The sequence below is a fragment of the Humiphilus diazotrophicus genome (genome assembly GCF_059726315.1).
The window spans coordinates 4514080-4527579 of the sequence record NZ_AP040870.1 but is presented as its reverse complement, the minus strand read 5'-3'; the positions used below and the strand labels follow the sequence as shown (position 1 = coordinate 4527579).

Sequence of the window (13500 nt, the reverse complement as noted above, 5' to 3'; positions counted from 1 at the left end):
AAAATTTGCACATCTCCAATTCCGGGCAAGATATAGTAACGCAGGTTCTGCTTAATTTTGCTCGATATTCTCGCGAACAAAACGCAAGGCACGGTAAAGATGTGATTTTATCGTGCCCTCTTTTAGTCCAGTGTATTCGGCAATCTCGTGCAAATCCAACTCATCGCGGAAACGTAACAGAAATACCGCTCGCTGTTGAGGAGAAAGCCGAGGAAGAATTTGCCGCACGGCTTGCATCTTTGCATCAAGCAGCAGCGCCTGTTCGGGGGACATATGCTTATCCGGAATTCTGTCGCTCACATCGACTAGTTCCACGGAGTTTACATAGATCGTCTTCCAAAAAATTGTCCGCCGATTCCGAAGGTGATCCCGAATAAGATTCCGTGCGATTTTCATTAGCCAGGTACTCAGCTTGGCATCGCCACGGAAGGTGTGACGTGCTCTGTAGGCCCGCAGAAAGCAGTCTTGCGTGAGTGTTTCAGCAGCATCGCGATCACGCAAAGAGAGAAAAATATATCGAAAGATACGGGGCCGATGGGTACGGTAGGTCGTATCGAAGTCTGTAAATTCAGAAATATTTAATTGCGACTCCATAGTCGTAGAGCTTGCCTATCTTCTAAACTCAAATGCTCAATGCTGGCACTAATAGTTAGACGCAGACAAACGCAAAACGTTCGATATTGGTGGTTCTTCGACTAAGGATTTTGCAGTAAAAACGCGCTTATTATCGAGACTCAAACTAAACGCTTTACAATTCTTTACAGTTTGTTACAGTCCGTTACATATATATTTTGTGCTTTATGCTTATAGCGGGAGGGATAACGAACTTAACACGACAACAGAGTACGCCATTAGAAGAAACTTACATGATAAGTATTTAATATAAATGGCTACATAGCAAGCGATATAAGCTTTATATGTTGCGCATACCCCCGAATGGGAGTAACTTCGCAAGAATAAGCCATCAACCTCTACTATTACGTCTTATCGGATAACACAGAGAATCCTTCACTGCGCGATTGAAACTTATCTCGTAGAGAAGCAGATTTCTCCTGCTAAAGGCAACGGTGAGGTATGTACACGCATGCCCGACAAGGAATAAAGTCGTGCAAAGAAACGAAAGGCTGAATCTCAGGAATCGGCATCTGCCTGACCTCCGAGATCCAGCCATTTATTTTCCACTCTTTGAGCAGCCAACGAACTGCTGCGTTATTCGGCCAAGGGATCCAGAAACTCATCCTTAAAGGTAAATCCCCAACCGGGGCCTTCATTAGGATAAGCAAATCCTCCCCGCATTTGAATCGGATGTGTAATCAGATCATCGATCCAATCGAAGCTCTCAGCGCCGAAGGCATTGGGCACGGTCAGCAAGAGGGGAACATCGTACTCCTTATAATAATGAGGTAGTACGGGGATATGGTGAGCTGCGGCTAAAGCAGCCGAATCTCTCCATGCCTCAATGGAGCCAAGACGCAACACGTCAGGCTGCCACAGATCCAAAGCATTCCTATGAATCAGTTCCTTGAGTGCAACCAGATCGAACTCTCTCTCTCCCATTGCCAGGGAGATTCCGGCGTGTTGACGCAGTTGTTGATAGCCGGTAAAGTCCGTGTGAGATAAGGGCTCTTCAAACCAGGTAATCCGCAATGGTCTCACGGCATCTGCAAGACGAAGAGCAGTGGCCAGATCCATGCCTTGATTCGCATCCATCATCACGTTTACGGATGACCCGACAGCTTCCCGCACCTTCGTGAGCCGTTCAATATCCTGCTCCAGATCTGGCAGCCCGACCTTTACCTTGACTGCACGGAAGCCTCTTTTCTTATAAGCGACCACTTCCGCCAGCAACTCTTCAACGGAATAGGAAAGCCATCCCCCACTACCATACAGAGGCACCCTGGAGTTATACACGCCAAAGAGCTTCCACACCGGCTGACCGATGGTCTTGGCCCAAGCATCCCACATGGCAATGTCTACCAGACCAGAAGCCCAGCGATGAATGCCTGATTGACCAAAGTATTCAGCTTCCTGGTTATATTTTTGGAGGAATTCGCCCGGACGGCTCGCATCGGCTCCCATCGCAAGCTTCTTCACATCTTTCAGTGCGCCTGCCATTGCACCGGGAGAATAGTGGAAACTCAGAAGGTATGAATCTCCGGAAACACCGTTCTCAAGAGTGATTCTTGCAACGAAAAACGATATCTCACTGATTTGGTGCGTTGCATCTGCAATTGGAATTGAGCGATTCGATTTTGCACGATAGAAGTTAATATCACGAATATTTGTTGAGGTCATAATTACTTTCTTGCTTTCTACAGATTCTAGATCGCCCTTATTCTGCGGAATCAATGCACACAGAATGTGGGATTGAATTTGCCGGAGAACCATCTGGCGTCCTCGGCCGGCATAGCGTTAACAAGCTACAGCCCAGAGCCAACACTGGAAGGCAACCTAGCCCCCAGAACACCGGACCGTAAGAGTAGTGATCGATAATTTTCCCTGTCAGCAGAGTCGTCAGCATTCCACCAAGACCGGCACAGGTTCCCGAAGCGCCCACAACAGTGGCCACTACGTTCGAGGGGAAAAGATCACTGGGTAAAGTCAGCACGTTTGCGGCCCAAGCGCTGTAAGCAAACACGACTACGCTAATCAGAATCAGTGCAGTCGCCGGTTGATGGCACAGATGAACCGCTGCGCCTCCAGCCATCACAAGCGCACTAGCCCCCATTACGATGAGTCGTGAAGATACCACAGAACGCTGCTTGCGAATCAAATAGCCGGATGCCGCTCCTCCGGCAAAATTACCGATTCCAGCCGCAAGGAAGGGAGCCCATGCGGTGACACCAATTTGGCTGAGCGACATGGATTGCACATGGCTCAAATAATCGGGTAGCCAAAATATGTAGAAGAACCAGATAGAATCGGCGAAGAAGCGAGCAAGTATCACACCCCAGGCTTGAGGAGTTCGCAAAAGAGCAAGTGGAGAGATACGTATCTGCGCACGCTCTTCTTCCTGGATTGGAGGTTTTGAATAAGCAAACTTCCATGGCACAAGCCACAGAAAGCCAAGTACCCCGCATACGATAAATGCTACCCGCCAGGAATAATGCAAGGTAATTGTCGCAACGGCAAGAGGAGCTATCACCGCACCGGCAGAAGAGCCCGCATTGAAGAATCCGACGGCGACGGCTCGTTTTGCGGGAGGAAACCACTCGCGGATTGCCTTAACCGCTGTTGGCCAATTTGCTGCTTCTCCCACTCCCATTAGGAAGAGGAAAAGTTGCAGTTCCCAGGTGCTGCGTGAGGTGGCCGCCGCTAATCCTGCCGCAGACCACCAGACCATAGCCAGTATCAGGCCAATCTTTGCCCCGACGCGATCAACGATCCACCCAGCGACTAGCTGCATGGAGGTATAGCCAAGAAGGAAGGCGGTCAGTATATGGGAATACTGACTTGCCGTAAGCGAAAACTGTACGCGCAGTACCGGGCTGACCAAGGACAAGATCTGACGGTCAAAATAGTTCAGCAGCGTCGAAAGGAAAAGCAGCGTTGCAATCCACCACCGTCGTTTGCCCATGTAATTCTCCAGCTGGCACTACAGTCGTACCTTGTAGAACTAGAATCCTATGCTTGCGCCCCCATCGACAGGCAAGACGACACCATTGATGAAGGAGGCTGCAGGAGTACTAAGGAAAACAGCCGCCCAGCCAATATTCTCAGGATCTCCAAAGCAGCGTTGTGGTGTACGAGAAAGAATTTTGTTCGATCGCTCAGCATCTCCACCAAGCGCCTTTCGCAGCATGGGGGTCTCAATCCACCCTGGAGCAATTGCATTTACACGGATATTGTCCGGACCGAGTTCGCTCGCAAGAGAACGAACCATTCCCAAATATGCAGACTTTGCTGCCGAATAAGCGACGATCAGAGGCATGCCAATCAGCGAACTCATGGAGGCGGTAAAGATGACGCTTCCCTCTCCGGCCTTCCTCATCAAGGGAGCAGTTGCTTGCGTTAGCGCAAAGGCACCTTCCACATGAGTGGCCATGATTCCGTGAAAGTCATCGATGGTGGTTTCTGCAAGATTTTTCTTGACGTGAGTTCCTGCGTTATTCACCAGGATGGTTGGCACTCCATACTTGCTCTCAACTCTTTGCATGAAAGCAGCTGCCTTCCCCGTCTCGGTTACGTCAAAGCACTCAGCCATGGCAGAAGGTCCAAGCTTGGCTACAGCCTCTTCCAGCACATCCTTGCGCCTTCCAGTGATGATGACCCGGGCTCCAGCTGCAATGAAGCACGACGCCATTGCATATCCGAGGCCAGTTCCGCCTCCAGTCACAATGGCTAATTTACCCTTCAACGAAAATGCCTCATGTGCCGCCATTTGCTTCTTAAACACGACAACCTTCCTGTAATGATGGTGCTTCTTGATGTTTGTACATAACGAAATATTCGCGATGCCCTAATAATTCAGGCCTAGTCCTGTCCCCACAGGCGACATCTTGCACTAACTGAGACAGAGACAGAGCAGCCTGATCCAAGCTCTTCGATCCATCCAGAACGCAGCCTGCATTGAAATCGATATCTTGTTGCATGTTCTGAAAAGTCTTGGAATTGCCAGTGATCTTGACTAGAGGTGCAACGGGAGCACCGATAACACTTCCACGTCCGGTGACGAATAACACGATCTGAGCTCCGGCAGAAATCAGGTCCATGATTCCTTCCGTGTCATTCGGATTCGTGTAACCGAACTGCATGAAGTTCTCGTCCGGTACGGAGTCAAGCAGCCATAAGCCGGGGTGGCTTGGCTGTTGCGCTACACGAATTACACCTTCAATCTTCCGCGATCCACTCTTGGCAACCGCCCCCATGCTCTTTTCTTCGATGGTCGTCAATCCTCCGGCGAAGTTTCCAGGAGAGACGGAGTACTGACGGACAGAGCGGCAATAACGTTCAGCCTTGTCGTATGTTTCACGAAGCTGTTGCTGCACTACAGGCGTTTTCCCTCTTTGAGAAAGGACCTCTCGCAGGCCGATCATCTCTACCGTCTCTTCAAAGATCGCCGTTCCACCACGGTCAACCAGCAAATCGTAAAATCGACCGACAACAGGATTTCCCGCAAGACCAGAGGTCCCGTCAGAACCACCACACTCACAACCAACGACCAGATCGCTCCAACCCATCGGCACACGCGGGACATTGGCCGTCTGGCTACGCAAGGAGGCCAGCAACTGCTTTCCATAAGCAATGCTGCTGGTTGTTCCGCCATGATCCTGGATGTAGAACGACTCAGCCGGTCTACCGGATTGGCGAACGACATCCGCGATACGTCCTGGCTGGGTGTACTCACAACCCAGACCGACAGCCAATACTCCGCCGACATTCGGATGCCGGGCAAGTGCGAGCATCAACCGGATAGCATAAGGATTGTCATAGCAACCGGGAAAGCCGATTACGTCTGTCTCCGGCTCTCCGCGTGCAATTTCATGCGCCACAAACTGCGCGCACTGCACGGTATAAATCACCAGAAGCAGATTACGAACGCCTTTACGGCCATCTTTCCGGAGATATCCCTGCCAGGCCATCTCACTCATAGGGAGTCTCCTCGCGAGATCCGGTCTCAACGTCGAGCTTCGAGGAACCAGCATCGTAGAGGCTACGGCAGTTATGCAGATGCACCCACTGGCCCTGCTCAATAAAGCAGGTCGCTTCCCCTATAGTGATACCGTACTTCACCACGGGGCTTCCGGCAGGAATATCACAGAGAGCAATCTTGTGACCTATCTTGATCGACTGCTCCAGTTGAAGCTCTCGAACCGCTCCTCCGCCGCGAACAAGCAAAGTACCGGCATCTGCATCCTGAAGAAGTGTTGCAACGTTGTCGCCCAGATCAATTTGGAAGCATTCCGCCATAGTACGGCTCCTCAGAGGATTCCGTACTTGTCGAATACTGACGTACTCGAGGAACCGGCCTCTATTTCTTTGCGGACTAGCTTCTCACCGGATGCCTTTTCCAAAGCCAGGCGGATAATCTTTTCTTCGACCTTCTGCGGAATCACCAGAACTCCATCGATATCCGCAAAGACCAAATCTCCAGGCTCAATCAAAACGCCACCAATCTCAACAGTGCAGCGAAAATCGACTACGCTCGACCGAACACCTGCATCCTGCGCAAAGCTTCCCCGGCTAAAGACTGGCCAATTCTGTTCCAGCACCTTTGGAGTATCCCGATGAAATCCATCTAGGATTGCTCCAACACCACCGCGTGTACGGGCTGTTGCAGTGAGGATCTCTCCCCAGGAAGCGCAGTTCATTGAACCACCGGTAGCAATGTAAACCTCACCGGGACGAATCGAGTCGAGCGCTTCTGTAAGTCGTCCGAAAGGACGAGCTTGCGGACCGGTAGCATCTGCAATCTGTACGGGAAAGGCCCGTCCAACGATACGATAACTGGGATTGAGCGGCTTGATCGGTTGCGGAAGAAACTGATGCCAATAATGCTCTTTATCCAATATGTCGCCAACAACGGGGGTAAAGAGCTTTTCCCGTATCAGCCCAAATAATTCTTGATCCCCTGATCCCTGCATACGAATCGAACTCTAGCACTCAAGCGGCATATCGGAACAATACATAAATCCGTTCGGTATCATCGATGTCCCCGATGGATTCGAGAGAGCAACGGAAGAGCGCTGCTCTCTCGATCGGAAATGCTGCGCTTATTCAAACAACCAATCGAGATTGGGTTGTCCACCATCTGAGCTCATGGAGAGATCAAAGTGTGGAGTCACATGAAAGTCGTCCGGAATAAAACCCAGAACGACATAGGCGCCTTTACCAAGGTCCAGGTCGTTCTCCCCTGCCGGGAATGACTTTGTCAAAATGCTGATCTGAGCATTTGCCTTTGCATTCGAAGTCACAGCATTCGGGATCAGAAGATTCCATTGCTCTGCTTCACCGGCAAAGTTAGAGGTCTGGCGGGAGTTCGGCTTCAAAAATCCGACAAGAATCTGTGCTGGCTTACTCAGGTTGAAATGTATTGGCTTAGAGCGATCTGCAGAGATACGAATCCCTTTCAGGCCATTCAACTCCGGAAGAACTTTGACAATACTGACATCGTTCTTGTCGCTATAGAGAGACTGCCCTTCAGCCAAAGAGAAGACTTCTCCGGCTCCTGGCAACAATTTGAAATCGACTTCAGGCAGACGGTCAGCAGGCTTTTCTGCGGCTGGAGCGTTCCCCACAGCCCCCTTTGCCGAACTGGTTCGAAGCATCTCAACTCTGGACCGGAAAGTTGCAAGCTCCTTCTCGTAGACCGGTAGCAGATCTCTCCAGTGATTTGTCTTTGCACTACCGCGAACAGGAATCTGGCGCTGAGAGGTCTGCATTCCAGCGGCATTGCGATAGGTGGTGTCTGTCAGTTTGGTGAGAGTGCTGAAATGTTGTATGGATTCCGTAAGCAGCGCTTCAGCCTTCGCTAGCCGAGAGAAATCTCTGTCGTATCCAAAGAGCATTACCTGCTCGGCGGCGTGAGTCTTTGCTTTATAGAAGAGCATGAGCGCATGGATTGCGCGCATGTCATTCAAGATGCGCTTGTATTCTTCTGTATTTGACTGGATGCCTGCCGCAGCAGCTTCAGCCTCAGCAACTGCCTTCCCTGAAGCATCGGCCACTTCATCGACTACACCAATTGGAGTCTCCCCCTGGTGCGGCTGATGGTGAAACTCTTTGGCCACATAGTCAATTAGTCGCTCCCCTTCCGGAGCGTCGCCAGTCCAGAGCGTCTCGGCAGGACCGAAACGACGAGCATCGATGAGCTGAGGCATAGTCATGCCCAGTGCAAGAATCTGACGATTTCCTTCCGTGATACCAATGCGAGGAAGTAATTTCGGAGCGCAGATTCCAGAGTATTCATAGGCATTCAGCAAATGCCCCGCTGCTTCCTTACTTCCAAACCGCTCTGCAAATCGATCGGTCCAGAAAGCACGTTCTTTCTCTGGATCACGATTGGGGTCCCATGCGTAGCGAGCCCAAGATTCGTACCAGATCCAATCACGATCGGTCTGCTCAAGCAAAGGACTTGTCTTGTCTGCTGCAACCGGCCAATCCCAATAGCGCAGAGGATAAAGATGAAGGCCACTAATCCCGATCTGTTGGAAGTTGAGAAGTGTCTCCCGGACGAAAGTCGGATCACCCCAGCGAAAAGGCTCCAGATTCGAAAGAATATGAACGTTAGCCACTTGAATATTCGAGATCGAAACCAGATGTTCGAACTTCTCGCGAATAGGACCACGAACGTTGGTCCAGGTTAACGACTCCCCATTCCACTTGAACATCGTATCGATGTTGGAATAGAGAGGCTTCGCCTGAGCCATCGCTTCATTGATATCGGTAGCATGGGCGCGAACAACAATCGGAGGCTCCGGAACCGGGTGTCCAACTTCCTTCGAGAGCTGGGCAACTCCATCCTTCACGCCGGGAATAATCGTCTTCGTCAACCATTCAGGACCATAATGTGGTCCCATGGCTTCGCCGAGAGTCATCATCAATCCGACGCTGGGATAGTTACGAATAAATTCCGAAATGCAGTACTTCGTGTATTCGGAAGCAAGTGGAGTGGGCGCCGACAAGTGGTTCGGAATGCCATGTGCACGCGCGAAGGTATGGGAAAGATGAATATTGTAGAACCCCTGCAGGACCCAGATACCGCGCCTGTCGGCTTCTGTAGTGAGCCAGCGGTACATCTCGATATTCTTCTCGAGCTGCTCTGTCGGAAGCTCTTGTGCTTCAGGATACTTCGGCAGCTTCAATAGAGAAGTGAAGGGATGACCGTTCCACAGGAATAGCGCGTTGTAGCGCTCTTCGGCAATCAGATCGAGATACTTCGTCCAGTATGCCTTGTCGTAGAAGAAGGGAAAATCTTTTGGCGCGTAGAGATAGTCGTACTCTGCTCCGTCATAGGTGATCTCCGGCTTCTGCATACCGAGAGCAACACCACGGAGTTTCAGTTTGGGACGGTCTTCAACGCTGATCGCAGCAGGCAGCTTGTGCACCTCACGAATTCGACCGGCAAGTTCAAGAGCCCCGTAGAGTACGCCACTGGCATCCGATCCTGCTACAACGAGGGTATTGCCAAAACGATGAATACTGAAGGACTCCCCAGTGCTCGAAGGAAGCGCGGGTAGCTGTTTATTGAAGCGGCTCAAAAGAGAATCGCTTCGTTGAGCCAGGAGGATGCTCTCATTTCCAGCCAATTGCGCCGTTGCTTTACGCAGACAATCGGCGGCATATTGTTCTCTCGGCGAAGGATGTGCACCAGTCAAAATACGAGGAGCAGCAAATCCAGGTACAGAAATCAAAAGTAAAGCAAGAGCAGCAAATCGAGAAATCATGTTTACGCTTCCTATATTCGGGGACACTACTGTTTATTAGCGAGTTCTTCTCTACATTGCAAATTTGCTCGAATCATGGATATCTTTATTGACATCCGCTTGCCGACGAGCCTGGTACTTCCACACGAATCGACACTCTATCACTGCGGATATATATCGGGACAATTCATAAATTCGTTCGATATAATTGATTACTTCGATGGATCTTCAGCAGCTTAGAGTATTCCGAGAAGCAGCAAAGGTCGGTGGCTTCACTCGAGCCAGCGAAGAGCTACACCTGTCTCAGTCGACGATCAGCCTGCACATCAAACAGCTTGAAGAAGATTTGGGATGTACACTCTTCCTGCGCACCGGCAAACGTGTCTACCTGAACGAGGCCGGCCGTTTGTTGCTGCAGTACGTTGACAGAATCTTTCAGGAAATCAAGAACGCGGATATGGCTGTACGCGAGCTCAATGAGCTGCAACGCGGAACAGTCCGTCTTGGCTCCGGAGCGACAACTCTCACCTACTTGCTGCCCACAATCCTCGCGGCATACCAGCACAAGTACCCGCAGATTGAATTGATTGTCACTACCGGATCGAGTGAAATGCTCGCCCAGTCCGTGCACGATCAGAAGATCGATCTTGCTGTGGTCATGCAGCCGGTTCAGCCGAATCTTTCGATTGAGATTCTTCCGATCCTTAAAGAGGAACTGGTTTACGTGGTGAGCACGACTCACCCATTGGCAGCCAAAAAGGTACTAGATCCGAAGGATTTGAATGACGTGCCCCTGATTGGATTCTTCCAGGGTTCGTCTATGCAATCTCTGGTAGATAAGCACCTTGATTCCGTCGGCGTAAAACCACGAATCACGATGGAACTGGAAAATATCGAAGTTGTAAAGGCCATGGTCCGGGCGGGTCTGGGAGCAGGAGTTTTGCCCTACTGCAGTGTCGCCGGTTCGCAGGGCTCTATGATTCAGGTCCTCAAAATTCGCAATTTTCGCATGTATCGGGATCTCGCCCTGGCTCTTCCGAAGACAGCCATGCTTCCGATAGCAATCCAGAAATTTGCCAGCAGAGTCGTTAAAGGCCTTTCCGGAAAGAGCATCTCAGAGATAAGAGCGGAGCGAGGCGCTTCCGGAGACGAATAGGGACAAGAATCCTTGAAAAAAAGAGCATGGTCCCCGGCGAAGAAGACCATGCTTTGGAGTTTCGGGGCAGTTGTAAAGTCGCAGCTCTAGATCTTGCAGATCAGGTTGTTATCGAGTAGATCCCAATCCAACTCAACACCCAATCCAGGACCATCAGGCACATGAACGAATCCCTCGCCGTCGATGCGAATTGGATTCTTTACACCGAAGCAAAACGGCTCCTGAGGAATCAAGATCTCGAAATACTCACAATTTTTGATTGCGCAGCTCACGTGCAAGTTCGCCATATCGAGGAGCGCATTCGTCGTGGTGTGAACCTCGCAATTAATACCAAAGGCCTCGCACAGAGCCGCAGTCTTCATCAGCCCCGTAACGCCACCCTTCCAGGACACATCGCTACGTACGATATCTACCGCTCGTTGCGTAATGTACTGCGTGGTGCCGAATAGCCCACCCGGTGTCGACTCAACCCCGGCGATAGGAATCTCCAGGACTCTGCAAAGCTCTTGATATCCATACACGTCGTAATCGGACAGAGGCTCTTCGAACCAGTGATAGTTGAGCTTTTCCAATTCTCGTCCAATCCGAATGGCCTGCTCATGGTTGTATCCGGCAACGGGATCGGTCATCAGTACCATCTCGGAGCCCAGTTCGCTTCGTAGCGCCCGGTAGGCTTCGACGTCTCGTATGGGATCGCCCCAGGGATGAATCTTGTATGCACGATAGCCCTGAGCCTTGTAATCACGCGCCTGCTGAACGAATTGCTCTACCGTAGGCAAAATCAAAGAGCTGGCATAGGCCGGCAGCTTGGTTCTATAAGCACCCAGGAAACGATAGAGCGGCAGTCCTGCTGCTTTGGCCCCAAGATCCCATAGCGCCACATCGATAGGACCATGAGCATAGATCGGAAGGAATCCCCACCAGCGATCCATCTGACGAATTCGCTGCCACAACAGCTCGCGATTAAGAGGATCTTCGCCTATCAATAAAGGACGGATGATGCTTCCAATCAGATGTGCCGTACCCTGGCCACTCCGACCGCCCCAGGCAAAAGCGTTGCCCTCGACTCCCTCATCGGTTTTGATTTGGATCAGGACAATATCGTGAGCAGCCTTGCCGCCCTTGATACCGGCCGTCACCATCTCACAAAAGGGATTCGCGATTACGCTGATTACTACATCGCTGATACGCATTATGCTTCCTTTACCCTGTACAGCATCCCCGCATTACCGTGAACTGCCTGATCTTATCTGGCTGCGATATCTATCTCTGCGGAGATGCTATGAACCCAAGAACTACTTCGCGGCGTGCACCGGATAACCGCGGTTGACATATTCATCGATAATGCCGGAATAAACCTTCTTCCATCCGCCGTCGAACTCTTCGGAGGGAATGCCATCCGGCCATACGCTGATGTACAAGTACTGCAGCTCCTGATCCGAGGAAAGATTCTCGATCCAATGCTCGGCCTGCTTCGGAACGTATGCAACTGCCGGAGCAGATAACTCTCGAGACTCACTCCCGACATGCATTACTGCCTTGCCGCTCCAAATCAGATATATCTGCATAAAGGTCTCGTGCGTGTTTGGCGGTGTCGACGCCCCAGGCCTGACGGTCTGTAAAACCACCTCGCAGGCGCGGGTATTGTCCCGAGGAAGCAACATGGCGAATTTATTCCCCGCACAGTGGAATATCTCTCCCTCTTCAAACTGCTTTGCAAACATGGAAATCTCCCCTTGGTTCGGCGTCGTTGCGCATCGAGAAGCGAAATGACATGTCTTCTAAACCTCGCTAAATTTAGCAGACCGCTTCGGCGAGGTCTCATTCTTTTTTTCGAAGCACTTCATTAGCATTTCCAATAGAAGAGACATGGGCCGTCAGGAGTATTTGCCGCAAAGATATAAACTGAACGGCCAACATTGGGGCAACTTTTTGTCAGAGTCAGGTATTCCATATCGCAGTCACAACTGCTTCTAGAAAAAGTATCCACGATAGATACATTGTCCTAGATTTACGATTTGATAGCTCCAGATTACATGGACTCCCTATCTTCTAGCACACAAGAAGAGTCACACTAGGCCGACGCTCAAAAAAAGGCGCCGCTAAAACGAACGGCGCCTGTGTAAGGAGGACAAACAACTTTAGAATTTGGACAAACCCCTGCAAACCCATGTGGCTAGGGATAAACCGAAAACACTCAACCTTATCTAAGATAATGTTCGTGAATTACCTCACACGGTATTTGTAGCTGTTACAGTTTCACCCCGTATCGCACCTTGGAAGAGGCGGGAGAATTGCGCCGAGATCAACTGAGATGCGCCTAACAGCGGGCTCAAGAATCCCATAGAGATCAGCTTCCTGGTTTTCGCTACCATCTTCTCCTAGACGCTTTTCCACTCACTTCTGAACACAACAGCACACCAGACGAGAAAGCGCCTTTAGGGCTGGGCGGAGACGCTTTCACTTATGTCTCTCGTTTGTGTCTTTTACGCGAGCTAATTTGTGTCGGAAAGAAAGTTAGAAGAGTCAATATTGCATTGTCAATATAATTTTTACAACATAGATGTAATTTTCGAATTATTTTTAGTTAATCGATAACTGATTCGGTTACTTTAATTTTGTATCAGTGCACAGAACAGACGATAACCGGTAGAGGCCGCAGTGTAGCACCCTGAAACAGACGCGAGACGAGTCCGGACCGTGGTCATCAAACTTCCAAGGAATAACGAAGATGTCAATTAACAAAAGTGGTGAGAACTTTCCCTCGTGCTTGAACTCCCCCAAACGCTCTTATCCAACATTTTCGATGTACCTGCGAAATGTGTGAGGTCTCTTCAAAGAGCAGAATCGGTAGCCCCCATATCATGAAATGTGCCGACTGCCCGCCCCAGGAAGGTCGCCAAAACTTTCCGGGTGCTGAAATGGCCTTCCCAAGAGGCTGACTCCTTGTCTGTTTAATTTTCATTTTCAACTAAATAC

Annotated in this window: 11 protein-coding genes; 1 reads left to right on the top strand and 10 read right to left on the bottom strand. The window is 50.4% G+C overall.

Going from position 1 to position 13500, the window contains the following annotated elements:
• Positions 1-51: 51 nt before the first annotated feature.
• The 8 genes from AC6I7T_RS19145 to AC6I7T_RS19110 all read right to left on the bottom strand — a co-directional run bounded on the left by AC6I7T_RS19145 (position 52) and on the right by AC6I7T_RS19110 (position 9386).
• Positions 52-594 (bottom strand): RNA polymerase sigma factor, encoded by a 543-nt coding sequence (locus AC6I7T_RS19145; RefSeq protein WP_497789093.1) that lies wholly within the window; start codon positions 592-594, stop codon positions 52-54.
• 615 nt (positions 595-1209) lie between these two features.
• A complete protein-coding gene (locus tag AC6I7T_RS19140) occupies positions 1210-2295 on the bottom strand; it encodes a mandelate racemase/muconate lactonizing enzyme family protein (RefSeq protein ID WP_497789092.1) in 1086 nt (361 codons plus the stop codon).
• 37 nt (positions 2296-2332) lie between these two features.
• Positions 2333-3577, bottom strand: coding sequence for an MFS transporter (locus AC6I7T_RS19135; RefSeq protein ID WP_497789090.1), 1245 nt, complete (start codon positions 3575-3577; stop codon positions 2333-2335).
• 39 nt (positions 3578-3616) lie between these two features.
• Positions 3617-4396 (bottom strand): SDR family NAD(P)-dependent oxidoreductase, encoded by a 780-nt coding sequence (locus AC6I7T_RS19130; RefSeq protein ID WP_497789088.1) that lies wholly within the window; start codon positions 4394-4396, stop codon positions 3617-3619.
• Positions 4389-5591 (bottom strand): UxaA family hydrolase, encoded by a 1203-nt coding sequence (locus tag AC6I7T_RS19125; protein WP_497789087.1) that lies wholly within the window; start codon positions 5589-5591, stop codon positions 4389-4391. Before AC6I7T_RS19125 ends, AC6I7T_RS19130 begins: the two co-directional genes overlap by 8 nt.
• A complete protein-coding gene (locus AC6I7T_RS19120; protein WP_497789086.1) occupies positions 5584-5910 on the bottom strand; it encodes a UxaA family hydrolase in 327 nt (108 codons plus the stop codon). Before AC6I7T_RS19120 ends, AC6I7T_RS19125 begins: the two co-directional genes overlap by 8 nt.
• A gap of 11 nt (positions 5911-5921) precedes the next feature.
• Positions 5922-6584, bottom strand: coding sequence for an RraA family protein (locus AC6I7T_RS19115; protein ID WP_497789085.1), 663 nt, complete (start codon positions 6582-6584; stop codon positions 5922-5924).
• Positions 6585-6713: 129 nt separating this feature from the next.
• Positions 6714-9386, bottom strand: coding sequence for a hypothetical protein (locus tag AC6I7T_RS19110; protein WP_497789084.1), 2673 nt, complete (start codon positions 9384-9386; stop codon positions 6714-6716).
• 199 nt (positions 9387-9585) lie between these two features.
• On the opposite strand from AC6I7T_RS19110, the gene AC6I7T_RS19105 reads away from it, so the two are divergent.
• Positions 9586-10521, top strand: a complete 936-nt coding sequence (locus tag AC6I7T_RS19105; RefSeq protein ID WP_497789083.1) for a LysR family transcriptional regulator — start codon at positions 9586-9588, stop codon at positions 10519-10521.
• A gap of 86 nt (positions 10522-10607) precedes the next feature.
• On the opposite strand, the gene AC6I7T_RS19100 is transcribed toward AC6I7T_RS19105, so the two are convergent.
• Complete coding sequence (locus tag AC6I7T_RS19100; RefSeq protein WP_497789082.1) at positions 10608-11714, bottom strand: enolase C-terminal domain-like protein; 1107 nt, start codon at positions 11712-11714, stop codon at positions 10608-10610.
• Positions 11715-11816: 102 nt separating this feature from the next.
• Positions 11817-12245, bottom strand: coding sequence for a cupin domain-containing protein (locus AC6I7T_RS19095; protein ID WP_497789081.1), 429 nt, complete (start codon positions 12243-12245; stop codon positions 11817-11819).
• Positions 12246-13500: the final 1255 nt, after the last annotated feature.